Origin of the sequence: Klebsiella sp. w6 (assembly GCF_033100215.1) — a bacterium.
GTDB classification, from domain to species: Bacteria; Pseudomonadota; Gammaproteobacteria; order Enterobacterales; family Enterobacteriaceae; genus Klebsiella; species Klebsiella variicola.
Genome location: NZ_CP136907.1, coordinates 4,478,219 through 4,502,402 on the forward strand (window position 1 = coordinate 4,478,219; position 24,184 = coordinate 4,502,402).

Annotated in this window: 24 protein-coding genes and 1 tRNA gene; 9 read left to right on the forward strand and 16 right to left on the reverse strand. The window is 57.0% G+C overall.

Translation table 11 applies throughout. The features are described from left to right. Position 1: 1 nt before the first annotated feature. Complete coding sequence (dinB, locus tag R0140_RS21995; RefSeq protein ID WP_317703896.1) at positions 2-1,057, reverse strand: DNA polymerase IV; 1,056 nt, start codon at positions 1,055-1,057, stop codon at positions 2-4. Between the two features lie 160 nt (positions 1,058-1,217). Here dinB and R0140_RS22000 point away from each other — a divergent pair, with 160 nt between their 5' ends. Further along, positions 1,218-2,078, forward strand: coding sequence for a glycerophosphodiester phosphodiesterase family protein (locus R0140_RS22000; protein WP_077139055.1), 861 nt, complete (start codon positions 1,218-1,220; stop codon positions 2,076-2,078). 631 nt (positions 2,079-2,709) lie between these two features. Here R0140_RS22000 and nqrM read toward each other — a convergent pair. Genes nqrM through R0140_RS22035 form a run of 7 tightly spaced genes read right to left on the reverse strand, consistent with a single transcriptional unit; the run spans position 2,710 to position 8,770 of the window. Further along, positions 2,710-2,925 carry a (Na+)-NQR maturation NqrM gene (gene nqrM, locus R0140_RS22005; protein ID WP_004204638.1) on the reverse strand — a complete coding sequence of 72 codons (216 nt, stop codon included), beginning with the start codon at positions 2,923-2,925 and terminating at the stop codon, positions 2,710-2,712. Positions 2,926-2,927: 2 nt separating this feature from the next. Next, positions 2,928-4,151, reverse strand: a complete 1,224-nt coding sequence (gene nqrF / locus R0140_RS22010; protein ID WP_008805267.1) for an NADH:ubiquinone reductase (Na(+)-transporting) subunit F — start codon at positions 4,149-4,151, stop codon at positions 2,928-2,930. Between the two features lie 12 nt (positions 4,152-4,163). Further along, a complete protein-coding gene (gene nqrE, locus R0140_RS22015; protein WP_004177335.1) occupies positions 4,164-4,760 on the reverse strand; it encodes an NADH:ubiquinone reductase (Na(+)-transporting) subunit E in 597 nt (198 codons plus the stop codon). 6 nt (positions 4,761-4,766) lie between these two features. Beyond that, positions 4,767-5,405, reverse strand: a complete 639-nt coding sequence (locus R0140_RS22020; protein ID WP_002889716.1) for an NADH:ubiquinone reductase (Na(+)-transporting) subunit D — start codon at positions 5,403-5,405, stop codon at positions 4,767-4,769. Continuing rightward, on the reverse strand, positions 5,398-6,192 hold the full coding sequence (locus R0140_RS22025; protein WP_032732553.1) for a Na(+)-translocating NADH-quinone reductase subunit C: 795 nt from the start codon (positions 6,190-6,192) through the stop codon (positions 5,398-5,400). The genes R0140_RS22020 and R0140_RS22025 overlap by 8 nt, the downstream gene beginning before the upstream one ends. Next, positions 6,185-7,423, reverse strand: coding sequence for an NADH:ubiquinone reductase (Na(+)-transporting) subunit B (locus R0140_RS22030; RefSeq protein ID WP_317703897.1), 1,239 nt, complete (start codon positions 7,421-7,423; stop codon positions 6,185-6,187). The genes R0140_RS22025 and R0140_RS22030 overlap by 8 nt, the downstream gene beginning before the upstream one ends. A gap of 3 nt (positions 7,424-7,426) precedes the next feature. Next, positions 7,427-8,770, reverse strand: a complete 1,344-nt coding sequence (locus R0140_RS22035; RefSeq protein WP_012968886.1) for a Na(+)-translocating NADH-quinone reductase subunit A — start codon at positions 8,768-8,770, stop codon at positions 7,427-7,429. 411 nt (positions 8,771-9,181) lie between these two features. Between R0140_RS22035 and dpaA the strand changes: the two genes are divergently transcribed. After that, positions 9,182-9,922 (forward strand): peptidoglycan meso-diaminopimelic acid protein amidase, encoded by a 741-nt coding sequence (gene dpaA / locus R0140_RS22040; RefSeq protein ID WP_008805263.1) that lies wholly within the window; start codon positions 9,182-9,184, stop codon positions 9,920-9,922. Here dpaA and R0140_RS22045 read toward each other — a convergent pair. After that, positions 9,893-10,660, reverse strand: a complete 768-nt coding sequence (locus R0140_RS22045) for a class II glutamine amidotransferase (RefSeq protein ID WP_008805262.1) — start codon at positions 10,658-10,660, stop codon at positions 9,893-9,895. The genes dpaA and R0140_RS22045 overlap by 30 nt on opposite strands. A gap of 74 nt (positions 10,661-10,734) precedes the next feature. Continuing rightward, the gene (lpcA, locus tag R0140_RS22050; protein WP_008805261.1) at positions 10,735-11,316 is read right to left on the reverse strand and encodes a D-sedoheptulose 7-phosphate isomerase; all 582 of its coding nucleotides are present in this window, start codon (positions 11,314-11,316) and stop codon (positions 10,735-10,737) included. Positions 11,317-11,555: 239 nt separating this feature from the next. Between lpcA and fadE the strand changes: the two genes are divergently transcribed. From fadE to R0140_RS22065, 3 genes are all read left to right on the forward strand, one after another. Then, complete coding sequence (gene fadE / locus R0140_RS22055) at positions 11,556-14,000, forward strand: acyl-CoA dehydrogenase FadE (protein ID WP_008805260.1); 2,445 nt, start codon at positions 11,556-11,558, stop codon at positions 13,998-14,000. Between the two features lie 177 nt (positions 14,001-14,177). Next, positions 14,178-14,948, forward strand: a complete 771-nt coding sequence (locus R0140_RS22060; RefSeq protein WP_016160335.1) for an amidohydrolase — start codon at positions 14,178-14,180, stop codon at positions 14,946-14,948. A gap of 248 nt (positions 14,949-15,196) precedes the next feature. Beyond that, entirely contained in the window at positions 15,197-16,297 is a 1,101-nt protein-coding gene (locus tag R0140_RS22065; RefSeq protein ID WP_032734849.1) for an AI-2E family transporter, read from the forward strand. A gap of 28 nt (positions 16,298-16,325) precedes the next feature. Here R0140_RS22065 and eamB read toward each other — a convergent pair whose 3' ends face one another. Next, a complete protein-coding gene (gene eamB / locus R0140_RS22070) occupies positions 16,326-16,916 on the reverse strand; it encodes a cysteine/O-acetylserine transporter (RefSeq protein WP_004204623.1) in 591 nt (196 codons plus the stop codon). Between the two features lie 103 nt (positions 16,917-17,019). On the opposite strand from eamB, the gene R0140_RS22075 reads away from it, so the two are divergent. Beyond that, complete coding sequence (locus R0140_RS22075; protein ID WP_012968890.1) at positions 17,020-17,901, forward strand: LysR family transcriptional regulator; 882 nt, start codon at positions 17,020-17,022, stop codon at positions 17,899-17,901. Between the two features lie 59 nt (positions 17,902-17,960). On the opposite strand, the gene R0140_RS22080 is transcribed toward R0140_RS22075, so the two are convergent. Both R0140_RS22080 and dnaQ read right to left on the reverse strand, forming a co-directional pair. Beyond that, positions 17,961-18,037 (reverse strand) — tRNA-Asp (locus R0140_RS22080). 133 nt (positions 18,038-18,170) lie between these two features. After that, positions 18,171-18,902 carry a DNA polymerase III subunit epsilon gene (gene dnaQ, locus R0140_RS22085; protein ID WP_004204621.1) on the reverse strand — a complete coding sequence of 244 codons (732 nt, stop codon included), beginning with the start codon at positions 18,900-18,902 and terminating at the stop codon, positions 18,171-18,173. 64 nt (positions 18,903-18,966) lie between these two features. On the opposite strand from dnaQ, the gene rnhA reads away from it, so the two are divergent. Further along, complete coding sequence (rnhA, locus tag R0140_RS22090) at positions 18,967-19,434, forward strand: ribonuclease HI (protein ID WP_004204620.1); 468 nt, start codon at positions 18,967-18,969, stop codon at positions 19,432-19,434. Here the strand turns inward: rnhA and R0140_RS22095 are convergent. Continuing rightward, complete coding sequence (locus R0140_RS22095; protein ID WP_023322094.1) at positions 19,431-20,153, reverse strand: class I SAM-dependent methyltransferase; 723 nt, start codon at positions 20,151-20,153, stop codon at positions 19,431-19,433. The genes rnhA and R0140_RS22095 overlap by 4 nt on opposite strands. Before the next feature lie 32 nt (positions 20,154-20,185). Between R0140_RS22095 and gloB the strand changes: the two genes are divergently transcribed. Together gloB and mltD are read left to right on the forward strand one after the other, a co-directional pair. Next, positions 20,186-20,941: a hydroxyacylglutathione hydrolase gene (gene gloB / locus R0140_RS22100; protein WP_004145833.1), complete on the forward strand. Its 756-nt coding sequence runs from the start codon at positions 20,186-20,188 to the stop codon at positions 20,939-20,941. 71 nt (positions 20,942-21,012) lie between these two features. Beyond that, the gene (gene mltD / locus R0140_RS22105; RefSeq protein WP_012542801.1) at positions 21,013-22,380 is read left to right on the forward strand and encodes a murein transglycosylase D; all 1,368 of its coding nucleotides are present in this window, start codon (positions 21,013-21,015) and stop codon (positions 22,378-22,380) included. Between the two features lie 58 nt (positions 22,381-22,438). Here the strand turns inward: mltD and R0140_RS22110 are convergent, their stop codons facing one another. Beyond that, a complete protein-coding gene (locus R0140_RS22110) occupies positions 22,439-23,209 on the reverse strand; it encodes a class I SAM-dependent methyltransferase (protein WP_008805251.1) in 771 nt (256 codons plus the stop codon). 87 nt (positions 23,210-23,296) lie between these two features. Further along, entirely contained in the window at positions 23,297-24,094 is a 798-nt protein-coding gene (locus R0140_RS22115) for an endonuclease/exonuclease/phosphatase family protein (RefSeq protein WP_002889629.1), read from the reverse strand. Between the last annotated feature and the right edge of the window lie 90 nt (positions 24,095-24,184).

A 24,184-nucleotide genomic window follows, 5' to 3' on the forward strand; every position in this document is an offset into this window, starting at 1 on the left:
GTTAAATCCCTAATAAAAGCTGCCTTTCCAGTTGCGGATCGAGCAGCGTCACATGGAGTCCAACCAGACGCACGCCCCGTCCACCGCGGCGCTCATCCCAGGCTTTGTGGGCGGTGGCAATCAGATCCTCTTTGTTCAGCCGCGGCCAGACGTGCTCCTGAGTGGTCAGCTGGAAGTCATTAAATTTCAGTTTAATCCCCTGGCGGGCGATCAGCAGGTCCGGTTTGACCTTCGCCAGCCGCCGCTCCAGTTCGGGATAGAGATTTTCGATAATCGCTTCGCACGCTGACCATTCGTGGATATCTTCCGCTAACGTCCGCTCCACACCCACCGATTTACGTTGCCGATCGTTATGGATTTCCCGCTCATCAATCCCGTGGCTGCGCTCCCACAGAATACGGCCGAATTTACCGAAGCGCTTGAGCAGCATGGCCAGATCGCTGTTCTGCACATCGCCACAGGTACGCAGGCCCATATTTTCCAGCTTCGCCGCCGACACCTTTCCGACACCGGGTATTTTCGCCAGCGGCAGCGCCCGCACAAACTCTGCCACCTGATGGGGAGCGATAACGAACTGGCCGTTGGGTTTATTCATATCGGAAGCGATTTTAGCGAGAAACTTCACCGGCGCCACACCCGCCGAGGCGGTGAGGTGCAGCTCCCGTTCGATGGTCTGGCGGATCTCCTGAGCTATCAGAGTGGCCGACCCGTGACAATGCACGCTGTCGCTGACGTCAAGGTAGGCTTCATCCAGCGACAGCGGCTCAATGCGCGAGGTATAGCGGGAGAAAATTTCGCGGATATGATTCGAGGCTTCTTTGTAGGCATCGAAGCGGCCGGGAAGCAGCGTGAGATGCGGGCACAGCTTGAGCGCTGTCGCCGTCGGCATGGCGCTGCGCACACCAAACTTACGCGCAGGATAGTTCGCGGTACTAATCACGCCACGCTGTACCCGACTGCCGCCTATCGCGAGGGGGATATCAAGCAACGCCGGGTTGTCGCGCATCTCCACCGCTGCAAAGAAACAGTCCATATCGACATGGATAATTTTACGCATCGTCAGACTCAACACTGTATACCCATACAGCATAGCAAAAACTGCGTGCCAGTTTGATGCTTTTTTTACTGCGGTGGTCAAAAAAACGCTGACAACATAAAAGTGCAATAAATCATGTTTATTTTCATAACGTTAATCAACTAATCTGAAAGATACAATCATGAAGAAACGACTCACCGCCCTTTGCCTGCTGGCCACCAGCAGCGCTTTAGCTAACCCACAGCTGATTGCCCACCGCGGCGGTACCGGCGATGCCCCGGAAAATACCCTGCCGGCCATTAAACTGGCGCTGGAGAACCACGCTGAGGCCATCTGGGTCACGGTGCAGTTAAGCCGCGACGGCGTACCGGTACTCTACCGTTCAAGCGATCTCTCCGCCCTGACCAACGCCGAGGGTAAGGTCTCCAGCTTAACCGCCGCCGAGCTGGCGAAAGTCGACGCCGGCTGGAAATGGGGGGATGACAGCCCCCCGTGGCGCGGTAAGCAGGCCACGATCCCGACCCTGCAAAGCGTGCTGCAACAGTGGCCGCACACTTTTTTCTATATCGATATCAAATCTCCAGATGCCGATCCGGCGGTGATGGGCGAACGCCTGCTGGCGGTGTTAAAAGCCACCGACAGCCTCGATCGCGTGCGGGTCTATTCCACCGATGACCGCTATATCGCCGCCCTGCCATCGGCTATTCCCCGCTTCGTCACCCGCAGCGAGACTCGCACTAAACTTGCGACTATTTCACTCAGCCACCAGTGTCAACTGAGCAGCCAGCACGAGGGCGAGCAGTGGTATGGGCTGGAGCTGAAGCGCAAGGTGGAGGTAGTGGAGAAGTTTACCCTTGGCGAAGGGATCTCCCCGGCAACGCTCACCTGGGATAAAGAGGCGATGGATTGCTTCCGCTCACAGGGCAAAGCGCACATTATTTTCTTCGGCATCAACAGTGCGGAAGACTACCGCACGGCGAAGGAGCTGGGTGCCGACGGGGTGATGGTGGATTCTCCGGCACAGGCGAAAAGCTGGCAGTAAGGGAGTCAACGGCTAAAAAGGCCGCGAAAGCGGCCTCACATTGCTGGCATGCTATTGCCGGGTGGCGGCTAGCGCCTGACCCGGCCTACGGTCCCAAATCACCGCCGGGCCTGGGGCAACTGAAACTGCCGGTGCTGGCGGCCTCAACATCGCTGAGACGTTCCCGGAAGGCCGGGGCAGCCCGCATGGATGCGGGCTGAGGGCCGTGTTTTGCACGGATGCTGCCTCGGCCCGACCCGAAGCCTGAAGGGATAAGTCGAAGGCACCACGCAGTGGCGATGTTGCTGGCCGGAGCCCGGGGGTACAGGGGGCGGCGGCGACTGGCCGCCCCCTGTGCGCTCCCTGCGCCATGAGTGACATAACGCAGAAGAAATATTGGGAGCGCAATCTGCCCGGAAATAACACAGAAGTGGTAGTCCTGCTAAGCGCAGCGCGAGCAGGGACATCTCCGGTTGCGCTGTTATTTCGCCGGGTGGCGGCTGCGCCTGACCCGGCCTACAAAACCGAAGCAGCAGACCCGGCAAGCGCAGCGCCACCGGGCACGGAGCCGCTTTATGCCGGGTGGCGGCTGCGCCTGACCCGGCCTACAAAACTGAAGCAGCAGGTCCGGCATGCGCAGCGCCGCCGGGCATTACAAAATACGCCGCTGCTGACGCTGCGCCTCGCGAGCGAGACGTTTCTTACGCGCGTCACACGGTTCCGGACAGTCGCAGACTTTCTCCAGCCCCAGCGACGAGATCCCGCCGCAGCTGCCCTGAATGCTCTTGCGCTTCACCAGGTAGCCCAGCGACATACCGAGGATCACCAGCGCAAAAATCACAAAGGTCGCGACAAATACCGTCAGCATCGTCAGCCTCCAAAGTCGTCGAGCATGATGTTCTCATCTTCGACGCCCAGGTCTTTGAGCATTTTTATCACCGCGGCGTTCATCACCGGCGGCCCGCACATATAGAATTCGCAGTCTTCCGGCGCCGGGTGGTCGCGCAGATAGTTTTCATACAGAACATTATGGATAAAGCCCGTATGCCCGGTCCAGTTATCTTCCGGCAGCGGATCGGAGAGCGCGACGTGGAAGGTAAAGTTAGGGTTGTCGCGCGCCAGCTGCTCGAACTCATCATCGTAGAACATCTCGCGCAGCGAACGGGCGCCGTACCAGAAGCTGATTTTGCGCGTGCTGTGCAGCCGCTTAAGCTGATCAAAGATATGCGAGCGCATCGGCGCCATGCCGGCGCCGCCGCCGATAAACACCATCTCAGCGTCGGTCTCTTTAGCAAAGAACTCGCCGAACGGCCCGGAAATCGTCACCTTATCGCCAGGCTTCAGCGACCAGATATAGGACGACATGATCCCCGGCGGCGCATCCGGGACCTTCGGCGGCGGCGTGGCGATGCGCACGTTGAGCATAATGATGCCCTTCTCTTCCGGATAGTTAGCCATCGAGTAGGCGCGCAGGGTCGGTTCTTTCACCTCAGAGACATAGCGGAACAGATTGAATTTGTCCCAGTCTGAACGATATTCATCAGGAATATCAAAGTCGGCATAGGCCACTTTATGCGACGGGCATTCGATCTGAATATAGCCGCCGGCGCGGAACGGCACCGCTTCACCATCAGGCACCCGTAATTTGAGCTCTTTAATGAAGGTGGCTTTGTTATCGTTAGAGATAACCTCGCACTCCCATTTTTTCACGCCGAAAATCTCTTCCGGCAGCTCAATTTTCATATTCTGCTTCACCGCCACCTGGCAGGCCAGGCGGCACCCTTCTTTGGCTTCGCGTTTGGTGATATGCGAAAGCTCGGTCGGCAGAATATCGCCGCCGCCTTCTTTGATGGTCACCCGACACTGGCCGCAGGAGCCGCCGCCGCCGCAGGCGGAAGAGACGAAGATACCGTTGCTGGACAGAGTGTTCAGCAGTTTGTCACCCGCCGGGGTGCGGATCTGTTTATCCGCTTCGTTATTGATCTCAATAACCACGTCGCCCGCGTTCACCAGCTTTGAGCGCGCAGCCAGGATAAGCCCCGACAGCACCAGCACAATCAGCGTGAACATCACGACGCCAAGAATAATTTCCATACTTATTCGCCCTTATAGCTGCACGCCGGAGAAGGACATAAAGCCCAGCGCCATCAACCCGGTGGTGATAAAGGTGATCCCTAACCCGCGCAAGCCGGCGGGCACGTTGGCGTACTTCATTTTTTCGCGGATCCCCGCCATCGCCACGATCGCCAGCATCCAGCCGATGCCGGAGCCGAAGCCGTAGACGATGGATTCCGGGAAGTTGTAATCACGCTGCACCATGAACGACACGCCGCCGAAAATGGCGCAGTTAACGGCGATAAGCGGCAGGAAGATCCCTAACGCGTTATAGAGTGCCGGGAAGTACTTATCGAGGATCATCTCGAGGATCTGCACCAGCGCGGCGATCACCCCGATAAAGGTGATGAAGTTCAGGAAGCTGAGATCTACGCCTTCCACCAGCGCGCCGTCGCGCAGCACCAGGTTATAGACCAGGTTGTTGATTGGTACAGCAAGACCCAGCACCACCGTGACCGCAACGCCGAGGCCAAAGGCGGTGGAGACCTTTTTCGACACCGCGAGGAAGGTACACATCCCGAGGAAGAAGGCCAGCGCCATGTTCTCAACGAACACCGCGCGGACAAACAGGCTAATGTAATGAGCCATCATCGATTACTCCTTTTCCTGCTGCTCAGGCTTCCAGCTACGCAGGGCCCAGATCAGCAAACCGATAATGAAGAAGGCGCTCGGCGCCAGCAGGAACAGGCCGTTCGGCTGATACCAGCCGCCGTTCTGCACCGTCTCCAGCACCGTGATACCGAACAGCTTGCCGCTGCCGATAAGCTCGCGCAGGAAGCCGACGATTATCAGGATCGCGCCATAGCCGAGACCGTTGCCAATACCGTCCATAAAGCTGGCCAGCGGCGGCGATTTCATGGCATAAGCTTCGGCACGCCCCATCACGATACAGTTGGTGATGATAAGCCCGACGAACACCGACAGCTGCTTAGAGGTCTCATAGGCGAAAGCCCGCAGCAGCTGATCCACCACGATAACCAACGAGGCGATGATCGCCATCTGCACGATGATGCGCACGCTATTGGGAATATGGTGGCGAATCATAGAGATAAACATGCTGGAGAACGCCGTTACCAGCGTCACCGCAATGGTCATCACGAAGGCGGTTTCCAGTTTGGTGGTCACCGCCAGCGCGGAGCAGACGCCGAGCACCTGCAGGGCGATGGGGTTATTGGCGATAAGCGGCCCCACCAGCACGCGCTTCACCTCTTTCATATCGCTCTGTTCAGCCATTATTCAGCCCTCCCTCACGCACCTTTTTCAGGAACGGACCAAAGCCCAGTTCGCCCATCCAGAAATCAAAGCTATGCTGCACGCCGTTAGACGTTAGCGTGGCGCCGGATAAACCGTCTACTGCATGCAGGTCACCGGCGCGCGCGCCGCCTTTCACCACCCGGAGTGCCGGAATGCCGTTGTCATCCAGCACCTGCTTGCCAATAAACTGCTGGCGCCAGTTCGGGTTCTCCACTTCGCCGCCCAGCCCCGGGGTTTCCCCCTGATCGTAATAAGTAATGCCTTTCACCGTGCGGCCATCAACGTCCAGCGCCACAAAGGCGTACATCATCGACCACAGGCCATTGCCGTAGATCGGCAGCACCATCTGCTCAATCTGTTGCTGCGCGTCGCGCACCAGATAAATTTCCGCCAGGTTGCTACGCCGCTTAATGCCGGCCGGATCCTGGCTGGCGTCCAGCGCGATGCTCTGCTGTGGATCCTTCAGCGCCTGGGCCTGATTAAATTTTGCCGGGTCTTTCTCCAGCAGCTCGCCGGTCGCCAGATTCACCAGTCGCGGCGAAATGCGCGCCGCGAAGGTTTCCGCTACCGCATCGGCATCCATCCCGGGCTGTATCAGGCCGGCGACGGCCAGGATATTGCGCTGTTTATCCAGCGCCCGCTGCGCCTGCTGGCGGGATTTCAGCCCCACGGCCGAGCCCGCTACCACGATGGAGCAGACCAGACAAAGCACCAGCACCACCAGCAGCGTTTTGCCGATGCTATCGTTACTTTTCTTCTCAGCCACGCGACTTCCTCCGCTTAATATTGGCCTGCACCACCAGGTAATCGAACAGCGGTGCGAAGAGGTTGGCGAAGAGGATCGCCAGCATCATCCCTTCCGGATAAGCCGGGTTCACCACGCGGATCAGCACGCACATCACGCCGATCAGCACGCCGTAACTCCATTTCCCTTTATCGGTAAACGAGGCGGATACCGGGTCCGTCGCCATAAACATCATGCCGAAGGCAAAGCCGCCGAGCACCAGATGCCAGTACCACGGCATCGAGAACATCGGGTTGGTATCGGAGCCGATAACGTTAAACAGGGTGGCGGTGGCGATCATGCCGATCATCACCCCGGCGACGATGCGCCAGGACGCGACGCGGCCAAAGAGAATGATCGCGCCGCCGATCAGGATCATCAGCGTGGAGACTTCGCCAATTGAGCCGGGAATGTTGCCGAGGAAGGCGTCCATCCAGCTCACCGGGATGCCGGTCGCGACGTTAACCAGCGCTTCACCGCCGCCGCTGGCCCACTGGGAGAGCGGCGTGGTGCCGGAGAAACCGTCCGCCGCCGTCCACACGAGATCGCCGGAAATCTGCGCCGGGTAGGCGAAGAACAGGAACGCGCGCCCCGCCAGCGCCGGGTTGAGGAAGTTGCGCCCGGTACCGCCGAAAATCTCTTTGGCGATCACCACCCCAAAGGAGATCCCCAGCGCCGCCTGCCATAGCGGCAGCGTAGGCGGCACAATCAGCGCGAAGAGAATTGAGGTAACGAAAAAGCCTTCGTTGATCTCATGTTTGCGCACAATCGCGAACAGCACTTCCCAGAAGCCGCCGACGATAAAAACGGTGATATAGATCGGCAGGAAGAAGACCGCGCCCAGGGCCATCATGCTCAGCCAGCCGGCGTCAGCGCTGAAGCTGACCCCTAACCACTGGGCGACGCTGTAATGCCAGTTGTTGGCGATCACCTGCTGCAGCTGTTCGGCGCCGTACAGTTTGTGCAGCGCCGGAATGGTCTGCAGCCCAACGTTGTACATGCCCCAGAACATCGCCGGGAATACGGCAAACCACACGAGGATCATCATCCGCTTGAGGTCGATGGCGTCGCGCACGTGCGCCGCGCCGCGGGTGACCTGCCCCGGCGTGTAGAAGATGGTCGCCGCCGCTTCATACAGCGGGTAATATTTTTCCAGCTTGCCGCCATGCGTGAAATGCGGCTCAAGTTTCTCAATCAGGTGCTTTAAGCCCATCTCTTATCCTTCCTGCTCAATCTGGGTTAACACGCTGCGCAGCGCCGGACCGTATTCATATTTGCCCGGACAAACGTAGGTGCAGAGCGCCAGATCTTCTTCATCCAGCTCCAGACAGCCCAGCGCCTGGGCGCTATCGCTATCGCCGGCCAGCAGATCGCGCAGCAATATGGTTGGCAGAATATCCAGCGGCATCACCCGCTCATAGTTGCCGATCGGCACCATCGCCCGCTCGCCGCCGTTAGTATCCGTGGAGAAATGAAAGCGCTTGCGCTTGAAGAAGTGGCCTAGCGTAGTGCGGGTAATCGAGAACTTCTCTTTGCCCGGCATCACCCAGCCAAACAGCTCTTTTTCCCGACCTTCGCGAACCACGCTCACCTGCAGATGGAAACGCCCGAGGAAAGCGTGGGGGCCGTGGGCGCGGGTACCGCTAAGTACCGAGCCGGAAATGACGCGGTTTTCCCCCTCCTCCAGCTCGCCCGCCAGCAGATCGTCCAGGCTGGCGCCCAGCGTCGTTTTGACCAGCCGCGGCGACTTCACCTGCGGGCCGCCGAGCGCAATTACCCGTTCGCAGTTCAGCTCACCTTCAAGGAAAAGCTGACCGATAGCGATCGCATCCTGATAATTGAGGTGCCAGACCTGTTTATTCAGGCTCACCGGCTCCAGAAAGTGAATATGGGTTCCCGGCAGCCCCGCCGGGTGCGGCCCGGAGAACTGATTAAAACAGACCTGGCCGGCAGGATGGCCGCCCAGCTTGCCGCCGCTGGGCTGGCAGACGTGCACTTTCCCGTCGGTCAGACGCGTGAGCACGGTAAGACCGGCATCGAAGGCGGCACGCTCGGCCAGAATAATCGGCTGCGGCTCCGCCGCCAGCGGATTGGTATCCATGGCGTTGACAAAAATAGCGGCGGGCACGCTGCCCGGGCGCGGCGTTTTACTGAATGGCCGGGTGCGTAGCGCGGTCCACAGGCCCGAGGCCAGCAGCTGCTGCTGTACGGTGTCGCGCGGCAGCTCAGCCAGTGCGTCCGCGGCGTAACGGGTAAAGGCCACCGCGTCATTGCCCTCGATATCAATCACCACTGACTGTAAAACGCGCCGTTCACCGCGGTGGATGGCGCTGACAACCCCGCTCGCCGGGGCGGTAAAGTAGACGCCGGGGGTCTTTTTATCTTCGAACAGGATCTGACCTTTTTTGACCCGATCGCCCTCTTTGACCGCCATAGCGGGACGCATCCCGACGTACTCTTCGCCGAGTAGCGCGACGCGCTTCACCGCTGGCGCAGGAGAGATCTGCTGTAATGGCATGCCAGCTATGGGCAAATCCAGCCCTTTCGTGATTTTAATCATATCGTTAGCAGGTATCCGTAACCTCAACCCCGACGCAGGCCGGGGCCAGCTTATTGACAGAATGGCAGAGAAGAAAGGGCGAAACGGCGCCAGTGGCGCTCATGACGGAAGAGAAGCCTCCTTTCTTACTCTGGTGATGAACCGGCGCAAGTGTAACATTTCGTGAGCGGCGGCTGTAGCACGAGGGGCAATAAGTGCTTCTAAAATGCGAGCTATTGCGCAAAGTTCTGACTGTGTTTTCGCCGTAAGCGGGTTATAAAGTGAGGCTGAATTGTAAACGCCGCCACGTCGCCCTTGCGAAAAAATGCCGTGATGCTAATGTGAGCGCTCTAAATCCAGAAAACTCTGATTTCGGGTCTCTCTTGCCGTCCTGGCAATGTGGCTATTTTGTTTTATCAAGGAACAAGCAGTATGCGCAAAATCGCATTATTTATTGCGATGCTTCTGTTGCCGTGCGTGTCATTTGCCGGGCTGCTCAGCAGCAATAGCCCGACGACGCCGGTTAGCAAAGAATACAAGCAGCAATTAATGGGTTCACCGGTTTACATTGAGATCTTTAAAGAAGAGCGCATGCTCGACCTTTACGTCAAAATGGGTGAAACCTACCAGCTCCTCGACAGCTATCGGATCTGCAACTATTCCGGTGGCCTGGGTCCGAAACAGCGTCAGGGTGATTTCAAGAGTCCGGAAGGGTTCTATAGCGTCACCCGCAGCCAGCTCAAACCCGACAGCCGCTTCTATAAAGCCATTAACATCGGCTTCCCGAACGCCTACGATCGCGCCCATGGTTATGAAGGGAAATACCTGATGATCCATGGCGACTGCGTCTCAGTCGGCTGCTACGCCATGACCGACAGCGGGATCGATGAGATCTTCCAGTTTGTGACCGGCGCCTTAGTCTTCGGCCAGCCAAGCGTGCAGGTGAGTATCTATCCGTTCCGCATGACCAACGCCAATATGGAACGCCACAAATACTCCTACTATGCGGATTTCTGGAAACAGCTTAAGCCTGGCTATGACTATTTCCAGCAGACCCACAAACCGCCGATTGTGTCAGTGACCGACGGCCGCTATGTGGTAAGCAAGCCGCTCAGCCACGAGGTTGTTCAGCCGCAGCTGGCCTCAAACTACACGCTCCCCGAGACAAAATAACGCCCACTCGCCTGGCATGATCTTGTGCCAGGTTTCATTGGCCGTCAGCGGCTGCGTGGCGATAACCGTGACCACATCGTTGGGTGTGGTCTCGCGTTGAAAGTCGATCTCCACATCCTGGTCCAGCAGTTTTGCCACGCCAAACGGCGCCCGCCGGGTGATCCAGTGCAGATTGGTCGAGCAGAACGCCATCACGTAGCGCCCGTCCGACAGCAGCATGTTGAACACCCCTTTCTCACGCAGTTCACCCGCCAGGGTGGCGATATACTTGAAAACGCCCAGCATATTGCCCGGCGTGCGCGGATAGCGCTCGGTTAAACGGTGCAGCAGCCAGCAAAACGCTTTTTCACTGTCGGTTTCACCTACCGGATGGAAATTACCGGTTTTCAGCGATTTATAGCCTTTGAGCTGCCCGTTGTGCGCATAGGTCCAGTTGCGCCCCCACAGTTCGCGGGTGAAGGGATGGGTGTTCTCCAGGGCCACCATCCCGCGATTGGCCTGACGGATATGGGCGACGACGGAACAGGACTTAATCGGGTAATCCTGGACCAGTTTCGCGATCGGCGACTGAAAGCTCGGCTGCGGATCTTTGAATGTGCGACAGCCTTTGCCTTCATAGAAGGTAATGCCCCAGCCGTCTTTATGCGGCCCCGTCCCGCCCCCGCGCTGCACCAGCCCGGTAAAGCTAAAACAGATATCTGTTGGCACATTGGCGCTCATCCCGAGCAGTTCGCACATAGATCACCTCACCCTCACAAATCACGACGGCGCCAAAGCGAGGCCGCCGTCAACAGTACACACTCGCCTGCCTGTTAGCCTTTCACCATCTCTTTTTCGATCAGCATAATCAGGATATGGATCACTTTGATGTGGATCTCCTGGATGCGGTCGGCATAGCCAAAGTGCGGCACGCGTATTTCAACATCGGCGGAACCCGCCATTTTGCCGCCGTCTTTACCGGTCAGGGTGATCACTTTCATCCCCTGCGCCCGCGCGGCTTCAATGGCCTTGATCACGTTGCCGGAGTTACCTGACGTGGAGATGCCGAGCAGCACATCGCCCGCACGGCCGACGGATTCAACATAGCGGGAGAACACATACTCATAGCCAAAATCATTGCTCACGCAGGAGAGATGGCTGACGTCGGAGATCGCGATGGCCGGGTAACCCGGGCGGTTTTCGCGATAACGACCGGTCAGCTCTTCCGCAAAATGCATCGCATCGCAATGGGAACCGCCGTTACCACAGGACAGCACTTTCCCACCCGCCTTAAAGCTATCCGCCAACAGAACAGCGGCACGCTGGATAGCATGGATATTGGCTTCGTCCTGCAGAAAGTTAGCCAGCGTTTCCGCGGCTTCGTTCAGTTCGTTACGAATAAGATCCTGGTACATGAGGATAATCCTTCAGTATGAGTGGAATAACCCTGGCAGTGTACCGGATAGCCGCCGAAGCGAGAAGCAGCAGGCAGCGTTATCCCCCGTCCTTTTGATTTTATGTGCCGCTTTTGCATACAACAATGTGAGCGAGGTTGTAATTATTTTGTAAACACATTGCTAAATAAAAACGCATGCACTACAACCAATACATCACAAGTGGTCAGACCTCCTACAAGCTCAGGGAGCATTTCTCTATGATGATTTTGAGTATTGTTGCAACCGTCGTTTTACTCGGTGCGCTCTTCTATCACCGGGTCAGCCTGCTGCTCAGCAGTGTGATTTTGCTCGCCTGGACCGCGGCGCTCGGCGCGGCCGGAGTGTGGAATATCTGGCTGCTGCTGCCGCTGGCCATTATTCTGTTGCCGTTCAACTTTGCCCCCATGCGTAAATCGATGATTTCCGCACCGGCATTTCGCGCTTTCCGCAAGGTGATGCCGCCGATGTCGCGTACGGAAAAAGAAGCCATCGACGCCGGCACCACCTGGTGGGAAGGCGATCTGTTCCGCGGCAACCCGGACTGGCACAAGCTGCATAACTATCCGCAGCCGCGCCTGACCGCCGAAGAGCAAGCTTTCCTCGACGGCCCGGTGGAAGAGGCCTGCCGGATGGCTAACGACTTCGCCATCACCCACGAAATGGCCGATCTGCCGCCCGAGCTGTGGGCCTATCTGAAAGAGCACCGCTTCTTCGCGATGATTATCAAGAAAGAGTATGGCGGGCTTGAGTTCTCCGCTTACGCTCAGGCACGAGTGCTACAGAAACTTTCTGGCGTCTCCGGCATCCTGGCGATCACCGTCGGCGTCCCAAACTCGCTGGGCCCGGGCGAACTGCTGCAGCATTACGGTACCGAAGAACAGAAGAATCATTATCTGCCGCGTCTGGCGCGCGGCCTGGAAATCCCCTGCTTCGCACTGACCAGTCCGGAAGCGGGCTCTGACGCCGGCGCTATTCCGGATACCGGCGTGGTGTGCATGGGCGACTGGCAGGGTCAACAGGTGCTGGGGATGCGCCTGACCTGGAACAAACGCTATATCACGCTGGCGCCAATCGCCACCGTGCTGGGGCTGGCCTTCAAACTCTCTGACCCGGACCGTTTGCTGGGCGGCGAGGAAGAGCTGGGCATCACCTGCGCGCTGATCCCCACCTCAACGCCGGGCGTGGAAATTGGCCGTCGCCACTTCCCGCTGAACGTCCCGTTCCAGAACGGCCCAACCCGCGGCAAGGATATCTTCGTGCCGATCGATTACATCATCGGCGGCCCGAGCATGGCCGGTCAGGGCTGGCGCATGCTGGTTGAATGTCTGTCCGTGGGCCGCGGCATTACCCTGCCTTCCAACGCCACCGGCGGCCTGAAATCCGTCGCCATGGCGACCGGCGCCTACGCCCACATTCGCCGTCAGTTCAAAATCTCGATCGGCAAAATGGAAGGGATTGAAGAGGCGCTGGCGCGCATCGCGGGTAACGCCTATGTGATGGACGCCGCGGCGTCGCTGATCACCTACGGCATTATGCTCGGCGAGAAACCGGCAGTGCTGTCCGCGATTGTGAAATATCACTGTACCCACCGCGGCCAGCGCTCCATTATCGACGCGATGGATATTACCGGCGGGAAAGGCATTATGCTGGGCGAAGGTAACTTCCTCGCCCGGGCTTACCAGGGCGCGCCGATCGCCATCACCGTTGAAGGCGCAAACATCCTGACCCGCAGCATGATGATCTTCGGTCAGGGGGCTATTCGCTGCCACCCTTACGTGCTGGAAGAGATGGCCGCCGCGCAGAATAACGACCTGAACGCCTACGATAAGCTGCTGTTCAAACACATCGGCCATGTCGGCAGTAACAAAGTCCGGAGTTTCTGGCTGGGCCTGACCGGCGGACGCACCAGCAGCGCGCCGACCCGTGACGCCACCCGTCGCTACTATCAGCAAATGAACCGTCTGAGTGCCAACCTCGCGCTGCTGTCAGACGTGTCGATGGCGGTACTGGGCGGCAGCCTCAAGCGTCGCGAACGTATCTCCGCGCGTCTGGGGGATGTGTTAAGCCAGCTGTATCTGGCCTCCGCGGTGCTGAAACGCTATGACGATGAAGGACGCAATGAAGCCGATCTGCCGCTGGTTCACTGGGGAGTGCAGGATGCGCTGCACCAGGCTGAACAGGCCATCGACGATCTGCTGAAAAACTTCCCCAACCGTCTGGTGGCAGGTGCGATGCGTGTGGCCATCTTCCCGACCGGGCGTCATCATCATGCGCCGTCGGATAAGCTGGACCATAAAGTCGCTAAAATTCTGCAGGTGCCCAGCGCCACTCGCTCCCGCATCGGTCGCGGTCAGTACCTGACGCCGAGCGAGCATAACCCGGTTGGTCTGCTGGAAGAGGCGCTGCTGGAAGTGATGGCGGCCGATCCTATCCACCAGCGGATCTGCAAAGAGTTGGGTAAAAACCTGCCGTTCACCCGTCTGGATGAGCTGGCACACAACGCGCTGGCCAAAGGATTAATAAATCAGGAAGAAGCCGCTATTCTGACCCGCGCAGAGCACAGTCGCCTGCGCAGCATCAACGTCGACGACTTTGCGCCAGAGGAGCTGGCGACAAAGCCGGTAAAGCTGCCGGAAAAAGTTCGCAAAGTTGAAGCCGCATAATAAAACAATCACCACATCACACGCCGGGCGGGGAATTTTCCCCGCCTTTTTTTCGTCCCCCCTCCTCCGTGGCTTCTGTCAGTAGCATTTTTTTAACAAAATATTCCGCTGACCGCCGCGAGGCTGATATGGTGTTACAGTTAACCTAACCCCCTCATGAGAATGGAGTTGACCATTGTGCCTGGCCTGAAAATTACGCTGTTGCAACAACCGCTGGTCTGGATGGACGGCCCTGCCAACCTGCGCCATTTTGATCGCCAACTGGAAGGGATTATTGGGCGCGATGTCATTGTTTTACCGGAGATGTTCACCACCGGCTTTGCCATGGAAGCGGCAAAACAGTCTTTACCCGAAGCCGATGTGGTGGAGTGGATGCATGCCCGGGCCGCGCAAACCCAGGCGCTGATTGCCGGCAGCGCAGCGCTGCAAACCGAACACGGCGCTGTTAACCGCTTCCTGCTGGTCGAGCCCGACGGTACGGTGCACCATTATGATAAACGGCACCTGTTCCGTATGGCAGATGAACACCATCATTATGAGGCTGGTGACCGACGCGTGGTCTTTGAATGGCGCGGATGGCGTATCCTGCCGCTGGTCTGTTACGACCTGCGCTTTCCGGTATGGTCGCGTAATCTGAACGACTATGATTTGGCGCTGTATGTTGCCAACTGGCCGGCGCCGCGCTCCCTGCACTGGCAGTCGCTGCTGGTCGCCCGCGCTATCGAGAACCAGGCCTATGTCGCCGGCTGTAACCGGGTCGGTACTGACGGCAACGGCCATCATTACCGCGGCGATAGCCGGATTATCAGTCCCCAGGGGGAGATTGTCGCCACTGCCGATCCGCATCAGGCCACCCGTCTTGATGCCGAATTGTCGCTGGCTGCCCTCCAGGAATATCGCGAAAAATTTCCCGCCTGGCGCGATGCCGATCCTTTTACCCTCGGTTAATCTCCCTCCGCTTTCTTCCTCATTCAGCAGGTAAAGAAAGCGGGATTTCGCCCGCCAGCGCACCGCAGAATATTTGCCGGGCGCCATTCATTTCTGTTCTACACTCATTAAAAGCCCCCACAACCAAATGGGCGGAGATCACCTTCAACTCACTTCTGCGTTGTAAATCATGAATTTTCTGTTGCTGGCGTGTTTTGTTAAACAACGCTGAGCGTTGGCGTAAGAATATTATGTGAGCGTAAAAGAAAATGGATAATAATAATCTGCTGTTGATTGAAAAACGGCTGGTCACCCGCTTTCTCGATATGTTTATTCGGTTTGGGCTTATTCTGGCGCTGGCCTCATTCTGTTTTACCGTCTTTTCTCCCTTTATCAATATGATGCTCTGGGCGCTGATCCTCGCCGTGGCGCTCTATCCCTTACATCAATATTTTGCCGGATTGTTAGCGGGCAAACAGGGACTGGCGTCAGTGGTGCTGGTGTTGTTAGGTATTTTACTGATCGTCATCCCCACGGTGCTGATGATCACCTCGCTGGCGGAAAGCGCCAGCGCCATGATAGACAAGATGGGCAGCCAGAGCTTTACCATTCCCCCGCCCTCCTCGCGCATTGCCGCGTTACCGATCATTGGCGAACGGCTTAGCGCCCTGTGGATGAGAGCTTCCGTCGATCTCCCGGGACTGCTCAGTAATTACCGCTCGCAAATCGGCGACATTGCCAAACAGTTTCTCAGTATTTTGGCCAGCATGGGCGGCGGGCTGATTGGCTTTATTATTTCGTTTATCGTCTCGGGAATTATGATGGCCTGGGGCGCAGCGGGCGCCATCAGCGCCCAGCGTATTGCCATCCGTATTACCGATGAAAATAAAGGCGTGACCCTCACCCGCCTGTGCACCAGCACCATCCGCGCGGTCGCCCAGGGCGTCATCGGGGTGGCATTGATCCAGGCGCTGCTGGTCGGCGTGATCATGCTGATGGCCAGCATTCCCGCCGTCGGGATCTTCTTTATTCTGGCCCTGCTCCTCGGCATTGCCCAGGTGCCGGTGATCCTGGTGACGGCCCCGGCCATTGCGCTAATGTGGAGTCTCGGCACCCACAGTACCGGCATGGATATCTTCTACACCATCCTGCTGATCGTCGCCGGCATGGCCGATAACGTCCTCAAACCTCTGCTGCTGGGGCGCGGAGTCGACGCACCAATGCCGGTAGTGCTGCTGGGCGCCCTCGGCGGAATGGCCTCTAACGGCATTCTCGGTATGTTTCTCGGCGCCACCCTGCTGGCCATCGGTTATCGGATCTTCATGACCTGGGTAAATGAAGGGCAACCCGCCCTGCCGCAGGATAAATAACCTCAAGGGAGCGTTACGCTCCCTTAATTCATTCCATAAACATTCGTACCGCGCACCAGACCAGCAGCAGCGCCAGCAGCAGATTTAACCCTCTTCCATGGCGTTCGAACACCGGCTGAAACAGATGACCGGCCAGCGCCCAGCAAAGATTGCCGGCAACGCCTATTACTGATAGCAACAGGCTTATCATCACCAGCCAGAATGGCTCGCGAGTCACTGGCAGAACAAAGGTCGACAGGGCCGTGATGCCGTACAGGATAATTTTTACATTCACAAACTGCAGCCCCAGGCTGGCCCAGAAGCTGACAGGCCGCTCCTCCTGCCCACCGCTGGCCGGGTCGCTGCGGGCAATGTGCCAGGCCAGCCACAGGATATACCCTGCGCCGACCCAGCGTAGCAGGGAGGTTATCCCCTCATCCAGGGTAACGAGAGTGAACGTCAGCCCGGCACAAATCAGCATGATGATCACAAACCCCAGGCTCATGCCGGCCAGAACCCGCATGCTCCGTCGAAAGCCGTGCGCGGTGACGCTGCTCAGCGCCAGAATATTATTCGGCCCGGGCGTCAGGGCGGTGATCAGGGTGTAAGTTAAAAAGGCGCTAATCAGGGTAGGTGTCACGTGTTTTCTCCTCTTGACTGGCAGACAGTACCCGAAGCTGATAATTTAAAAAAATGAATGTTTTTTCATTCTGAATTCGAGAATGTCGATATAAAGAGGAAATATGGATCTGCGACGCTTTATCACCTTCAAAACGGTTGTCGAAGAAGGATCCTTTCTGCGCGCCTCGCAGAAACTGTGCTGCACCCAGTCCACCGTAACCTTTCATATCCAGCAGCTTGAGCAGGAGCTTGCCATCCCGCTGTTTGAGAAAATTGGCCGGCGGATGTGTCTCACCGCCGCGGGTAAGAATGTCCTGCCGCATGTCTACGACTTGACCAAAGTAATGGCGTCGATTCGCCAGGCGGCGCGCCAGGACGATGAACCCGGCGGCGAACTTCGCGTCGCCACTGGTGAAACCCTGCTGGCGTACAAAATGCCGCCGGTGCTGCAGCGTTTTAAGCAACGCGCCCCGAAGGTCCGCCTGTCACTGCAGTCACTCAATTGCTACAGCATCCGTGATGCGCTGCTCGCTGACGAAGTCGACCTGGGGGTGTTTTACCGGGTTGGCAACGATGATGCGCTCACCATGATGGAACTTGGCCCGCAGCCGCTGGCGCTGGTCGCGTCAGTCGATCAGGCGCCGGTCGACTTCCTGCGCCCGCGGCAGCATATCCCATTGAGCTTTATCATCAACGAACCCCAGTGCGTGTTCCGGCAGATTTTTGAAAGTACCCTGCGCCAGCGCGGCATTACCATGGAGAACACCATCGAACTGTGGAGTATTGAAAGCATCAAACAGTGCGTGGCGGGCAATCTTGGGGTGAGCTTCCTGCCGCGCTTTGCGGTAGAGGAGGAACTCAAACGCGGGACGCTGGTCGAGCTGCCGTTCAGCGAGACGCCGCTGACGATCCATGCGCTCTGCGCCCATCACGCCGGGAAAGCAATCAGTCCGGCGATGCGGGTATTCATGCAGTGTATGCAGGAGGAACAAGAGGCGCGCTGAAATTCGGCGACGAAAACGACGAAAGCCTGAATCATTGCTGATTCAGGCTTTCTGAATAGTGGCGGAACGGACGGGACTCGAACCCGCGACCCCCTGCGTGACAGGCAGGTATTCTAACCGACTGAACTACCGCTCCGCGTTGTTGTTCCGTTGGGAACGAGGCGAATATTACGGATTCCCCTCTACCCCGTCAACGCTTTTTCTACCGTTTTGAATCGTTTGCTGCAAAAATCGCCCAACCGCCTACTTTTAATCCATTTTAGTGGTTATCAGGCACGCCACAGGCAGCTTCCGCCTTTCTTTTGTACCAGATCGAGGCGGGATTCATGGTTCACCAGTTCTTCATCAGAGGCATAAACTACCCGTAACTGGCTGGCGGCGCGGACGACGCGCTGAATGCCCATCTCTCCCGCCTGCTGCTGGCTTTCGCCTTCCATAGAGAACGCCATCGAAGTCTGGCCGCCGGTCATCATCAAATAGACATCGGCAAGGATCTGGGCATCGAGTAATGCCCCGTGCAGCGTACGCTTGCTGTTATCTATTTCGTAGCGCGAACATAACGCATCCAGGCTGTTGCGCTTGCCGGGGAACATTTTCCGCGCCAGCGCCAGGCTGTCGGTGATTTTACAAAAGGTCTCGGTTTTCCCGATGCCGCGGTTCAGCTTCCCGAACTCATAGTCCATAAAGCCGATATCGAACGAGGCGTTATGGATCACCAGCTCCGCGCCGCGGATGTAATCCATAAACTCATCAGCCACATCGGCAAAGGTGGGTTTGTCCAGCAGGAACTCATCGGCGATCCCGTGCACGCCGAATGCTTCAGGATCCACCAGCCGATCGGGCTTCAGATAGACATGGAAATTGTTACCGGTCAGGCGGCGGTTGATCACCTCCACCGCGCCAATCTCAATGATCTTGTGTCCTTCGTAGTGCGCCCCGATCTGGTTCATACCGGTGGTTTCGGTATCGAGAACAATCTGGCGCGTAATTGCAGTGCTCATAGCGGTCATTTATGTCAGACTTATCGTTTACAAATCGATTTCAATTACAGGAAGTCTACCAGAGATGCTCAAACAGGTAGAAATTTTCACCGACGGCTCTTGCCTGGGAAATCCAGGACCCGGCGGTTACGGCGCCATCATGCGCTACCGCCAGCACGAAAAAACCTTTAGCGCCGGCTACCGTCTGACCACCAATAACCGCATGGAACTGATGGCGGCAATCGTCGCTCTCGAGGCGTTAAAAGAGCATTGTGAGGTGGTGCTCAGCACCGACAGCCAGTATGTCCGCCAGGGGATCACCCAGTGGATCCACAACTGGAAAAAGCGCGGCTGGAAAACGGCAGAGAAAAAACCGGTAAAGAATGTCGACCTCTGGCAGCGGCTGGATGCTGCGCTTGGCCAGCATAAGATCAAATGGGAGTGGGTGAAGGGCCACGCCGGCCATCCAGAAAACGAACGCTGCGACGAGCTGGCCCGCGCGGCGGCCTCCCATCCCACTCAGGACGACATCGGCTACCAGCCGGAGAGCTAATTCTGCCCCTTGCGCCACTGCCGGGTGGCGCCGACTGCCGGCCGCAGCTGGGTTTTCGCTTTACCGGATTTCATCGGATTGAGCGTCAGCGGAATGGTCCGTTTGCGGGCGATAATCAATTGCAAACAGCCCAGCGCTGGCAGATGGGTGCTCAGCAGTTTGCCGCCGTGGCGCGACCAGGGTAAAACCTGATAACGCCCATAGTGCAGCACTTCAAAGTTGAGTAGCGACAGCCAGTCCAGCTGGCGCATCAGCGTAAACATACGGCTATTATAAGGCGTACCGTTGCGCAGGAGCGGCACCAGCTTACGCAACCCCATCAGGCTGACCGGATTAAACCCGGTCAGGATCATCCAGCCATCATCGATCAGTACACGATCGGCTTCCCGCAGCAGACGATGCGGATCGCTACACCACGGCAGGGTGTGCGCCAGCAGGCAGGCGTCGACGGACTTTTCGGCAAAGGGTAAATGCAGCGGATCGGCCCGAACCTGCATCGGATTTCCTGCCAGCGAGACATTGACCTGGTGCGAGATGGCGCAAGCTTCAGTATTGATTTCCGCGCTCAGATTGCCAATCTTAAGCAGATGAAAGCCATATAATTTAGCCAGCCACGGTTTCATCTGCTGCTCCAGCGTTTCGCGATAGTATTCGCCCCACGGCATACTGGACCAATGCTCAGGCGCTGTCACTGTGTGAGGTATCCTTGCCGGCTTCATTGCCACCTTCCGCTACGCTTTAGAGGTAATTTATGAATCTTATCAGTATTCCCGCGTTTCAGGACAACTACATCTGGGTTCTCAGTGAGAATAACGGCCGCTGCATCATCGTTGACCCAGGCGAAGCCGCGCCGGTTCTGGCGGCCATTGAGGAAAACCAATGGCAGCCCGAAGCCATTTTACTAACCCATCACCATCAGGATCACGTCGGTGGCGTAAAACAATTACGTGAAAAATTCCCTTCTATAGTGGTTTACGGGCCGGCGGAAACCCAGGATAAGGGAGTCACTCAGGTGGTAGGCGATGGCGATCGGCTGTCAATTCTCGGGCACGATTTTTCCATTTTCTCTACGCCAGGTCACACATTAGGACATATCTGTTACTACAGCGAACCTTATCTGTTCTGTGGCGACACAATGTTCTCCGGCGGCTGCGGAAGGCTCTTCGAAGGTACTGCAGAGCAGATGTATCAATCATTTATGAAAATTAACGCCCTTCCTGAAGAAACCCTCATATGTTGCGCACATGAATATACGTTAGCGAATATGAAGTTTGCATTGAGTATCCTGCCAGATGATAGGGACATAAACGATTACTATCATAAAGTTAATGAGTTACGTGCAAAAAAACAAAAAACACTACCCGTAACTCTGAAAAATGAGCGTCGTATAAATTTATTTTTACGCGTAAATGATATTGATTTAATTGATAAAATTAACAAAGAAACAAATTTGCAACACTCTGTGGCGCGATTTGCATGGTTAAGGTCAAAGAAAGACGACTTCTGATATTTAATTCTTGTCATCGGCCAACTTCGCCGTTATCCTTGGTCGTCTTTTAAGCAACTATTGACACACACATGAAGGCACGAGCGATATTACTCGCCTCTGTCCTGCTGGTGGGGTGCCAGGCGTCTAAGCACGATGGCACCGTCGAACAGCGAGCACAGAGCCTTTCTGCGGCTGGTCAAGGGGAAGCAGGTAAGTTCACAAGTCAAGCGCGCTGGTTAGATGATGGAACCTTCTACGCGCAAGACCAGGATCTGTGGACTTCCATAGGCGACGAGCTAAAGATGGGAATACCGGATAATCCCCGGATTCGCGAACAGAAACAGAAGTACTTAAGAAATAAGAGCTATCTCCACGATGTAACTTTACGGGCAGAGCCGTATATGTACTGGATAGCCGGGCAGGTTAAGAAACGTAACATGCCAATGGAACTGGTATTACTACCCATAGTGGAGAGCGCTTTTGACCCACACGCGACGTCTGGCGCCAATGCCGCAGGCATTTGGCAGATCATTCCGAGCACAGGGCGCAATTATGGTTTAAAACAGACCCGCAGTTACGATGCGCGTCGTGACGTCGTCGCATCTACTACCGCGGCGCTGGACATGATGCAACGTCTGAACAAAATGTTCGACGGCGACTGGTTATTAACGGTCGCAGCCTATAACAGCGGCGAAGGTCGGGTCATGAAAGCAGTAAAAGCGAACCGTTCGCGTGGTAAACCCACCGATTTCTGGTCGCTGTCTCTGCCGCATGAAACGAAAATCTACGTACCGAAAATGCTGGCATTGAGCGACATTCTCAAAAACAGCAAGCGTTACGGCGTAAAGCTGCCCACGGCCGATGAAAGCCGTGCGCTGGCGCGCGTTCGCCTCGACAACCCGGTTGATATTTCTCAGCTCGCGGACATGGCAGGAATGCCGGTCAGCAAACTGAAAACCTTCAACGCTGGCGTAAAGGGGTCAACGCTGGGCGCTAGCGGGCCAAAGTACGTCATGGTGCCACAGAAGCACGCCGCTCAGCTGCGTGAATCGCTGGCCTCTGGCGACATTGCTGCCGTGCAGCCAACGCAGCTCGCGGACAATACGCCGCTGACCAGCCGTAGCTATAAGGTACGCTCTGGCGACACGATTTCCGGGATTGCTTCGCGTCTCGGCGTCACGACCCGGGATTTGCAGCAGTGGAACAATCTGCGCGGTTCAGGGTTAAAAGTCGGGCAGAGTCTGGTTGTCGGCGCAGGTAGCAGCGCACAGCGCCTGGCGAACAACAGCGATAGCATCACCTATCGTGTTCGCAAAGGTGATTCGCTGTCGAGCATCGCCAAGCGTCACGGTGTTAATATTCGCGACGTGATGCGCTGGAACAGCGATACCGACAATCTGCGGCCTGGCGATCAGCTAACGCTATTTGTGAAAAACAGCGATCGACCAGAGTCCTGATACGTCAGGATTCGATAAAAAGGCACCGACTTCCCCGGTGCCTTTTTTGTTGCCCGTATTAAACCGCTTTATGCGCTTCGAACAGGATGGTATCGCTGGTAAACGACCCGTCCTGCTGTAATTCGAAGTAGGCTTTGACCTCCGCCGAAGCGCTCTGCTGATATAAGCGAATCGCTTCTACCAGCGCCTCTGGGGTGCGCATCCGCGCCACCCATGAGCTGAACTCCAGCGGCAGGCGATCGGTCGATAAATGATTAATCACCAGGCCTGCGTCATTGGCCAGCGCCAACCACTCGCCGCTGGAATAATTACGCACGTGCGAGGTATCGCGCAGCGCTTCCACGGTCTGCAACCAGACATCACGTACCGGATGACCCGGTGACATCACGTCCATTATGATCATCACCCCGCCCGGCTTGAGAACACGTTTCACCTCACGCAGCGCCTGGCCGACATCATGCCAGTGGTGCGCGGAGTAGCGGCTAATCACCACATCAAAGCTGGCATCAGCGAACGGCAGCGTTTCAGCGTACCCCTGCTGGGTCACGATATTGCTAAAGCCTTTCTCTTTTGCCGCCGCGGTAACCACTTCCAGCATCTGGCTTGATAAATCATAGGCGGTCACCTCCGCAACCTGTCCCGCCGCGGTAAAGCTGGCGTGCCCTGCCCCGCAGCCCATATCCAGCACTTTCGCCTGAGGGAAATCGGCAAGCCGTTCCGCCAGCCGCTGCAGATCGCGCCCGGAGGCGTGCACGGCGCTGGTCAAATAGGCGCTGGCCTGGGAGCCGAACTGCTTTTCGACGTTGTCATGGTGAGAGCGTGTTGTCATTGTGTTGTCCTTCGGTTGTGTGAGTAATTTAGGGCAGCATCGTGCTGAACGCAGACCTGCCCGATGGCAGGCCTGACATACCTTAAATTAATCAGGCTTGCCGGGACTGAATTCGACTAGTAGCGGGTTGTGATCGGAGGCGCGGGTCACCAGCACGGAAGCATCGTGCACGCTTAACCCACGATAGAACACAAAATCGAGCGGACGACCAAACGCACGGCGGCGCTGATCGTCAGAGAAACGAACTTCGCGTAACGACATCTCACGCGCAAAGCGGTACAGCGCGTTCATTCGCGGCCGGCTCCAGGCATTGAAGTCCCCGGCCATAATCACCGGCCCGCTGTGATGGGCAATCTGATCGCCGATCGGCAGCAACTGCTTGCTGTAGACATCGACGCCAAGGCTAAAGTTGACCGCATGGATGTTGACCACCATCAGCAGCCGCGCATCGGGCAGCGGATAAACGGTCACTAAGGCCGATTTCGGCAATCGCAAAATAGGCTCGCGCTCGCGCAGCGGACAGCAATAGATGGGGTGAGCGGAGGCCAGCGTCATCACGCCGGAAGGATGCTGCGGCAATACCAGCGCCGGCACCTGATCGGCGGCCAGATAGTTTGAAGTCGCGAACCTGACCAGTTCTGGGGTGGTTTGCGCCTCCTGCAACAGGACCAAATGCGCATCTTTGCCGAAATTTTTGAGGACCGACTGCCACTCTGCACGCTGCTGCTTGAAGATATTCCATACCAGCACGCGGATCTTTTCATCGCTGCTTAACGGCGTGCCGGCAGGATAAACCGGACTCACGCCCGCAAACGCCCCCGGAGGCAATATCCTCTCCGCAGGTTGTCCGGCGACGTAGCGCATGGCATAGGTATTCTTTCGCAATTTGGGCATCAATCCTCAATAACAGAAACCAGCCCAACAACGACTGGTTCTTCTGTTATAGGGATTTTCCCATCCACTTTCAATGCAATT

Coding starts and splice junctions, on each gene's coding strand:
- dinB (WP_317703896.1), bottom strand. CDS start 1,057: ATGCGTAAAATTATCCATGTCGATATGGACTGTTTCTTTGCAGCGGTG.
- R0140_RS22000 (WP_077139055.1), top strand. CDS start 1,218: ATGAAGAAACGACTCACCGCCCTTTGCCTGCTGGCCACCAGCAGCGCT.
- nqrM (WP_004204638.1), bottom strand. CDS start 2,925: ATGCTGACGGTATTTGTCGCGACCTTTGTGATTTTTGCGCTGGTGATC.
- nqrF (WP_008805267.1), bottom strand. CDS start 4,151: ATGGAAATTATTCTTGGCGTCGTGATGTTCACGCTGATTGTGCTGGTG.
- nqrE (WP_004177335.1), bottom strand. CDS start 4,760: ATGGCTCATTACATTAGCCTGTTTGTCCGCGCGGTGTTCGTTGAGAAC.
- R0140_RS22020 (WP_002889716.1), bottom strand. CDS start 5,405: ATGGCTGAACAGAGCGATATGAAAGAGGTGAAGCGCGTGCTGGTGGGG.
- R0140_RS22030 (WP_317703897.1), bottom strand. CDS start 7,423: ATGGGCTTAAAGCACCTGATTGAGAAACTTGAGCCGCATTTCACGCAT.
- R0140_RS22035 (WP_012968886.1), bottom strand. CDS start 8,770: ATGATTAAAATCACGAAAGGGCTGGATTTGCCCATAGCTGGCATGCCA.
- dpaA (WP_008805263.1), top strand. CDS start 9,182: ATGCGCAAAATCGCATTATTTATTGCGATGCTTCTGTTGCCGTGCGTG.
- R0140_RS22045 (WP_008805262.1), bottom strand. CDS start 10,660: ATGTGCGAACTGCTCGGGATGAGCGCCAATGTGCCAACAGATATCTGT.
- lpcA (WP_008805261.1), bottom strand. CDS start 11,316: ATGTACCAGGATCTTATTCGTAACGAACTGAACGAAGCCGCGGAAACG.
- fadE (WP_008805260.1), top strand. CDS start 11,556: ATGATGATTTTGAGTATTGTTGCAACCGTCGTTTTACTCGGTGCGCTC.
- R0140_RS22065 (WP_032734849.1), top strand. CDS start 15,197: ATGGATAATAATAATCTGCTGTTGATTGAAAAACGGCTGGTCACCCGC.
- R0140_RS22075 (WP_012968890.1), top strand. CDS start 17,020: ATGGATCTGCGACGCTTTATCACCTTCAAAACGGTTGTCGAAGAAGGA.
- dnaQ (WP_004204621.1), bottom strand. CDS start 18,902: ATGAGCACTGCAATTACGCGCCAGATTGTTCTCGATACCGAAACCACC.
- rnhA (WP_004204620.1), top strand. CDS start 18,967: ATGCTCAAACAGGTAGAAATTTTCACCGACGGCTCTTGCCTGGGAAAT.
- R0140_RS22095 (WP_023322094.1), bottom strand. CDS start 20,153: ATGAAGCCGGCAAGGATACCTCACACAGTGACAGCGCCTGAGCATTGG.
- gloB (WP_004145833.1), top strand. CDS start 20,186: ATGAATCTTATCAGTATTCCCGCGTTTCAGGACAACTACATCTGGGTT.
- mltD (WP_012542801.1), top strand. CDS start 21,013: ATGAAGGCACGAGCGATATTACTCGCCTCTGTCCTGCTGGTGGGGTGC.
- R0140_RS22110 (WP_008805251.1), bottom strand. CDS start 23,209: ATGACAACACGCTCTCACCATGACAACGTCGAAAAGCAGTTCGGCTCC.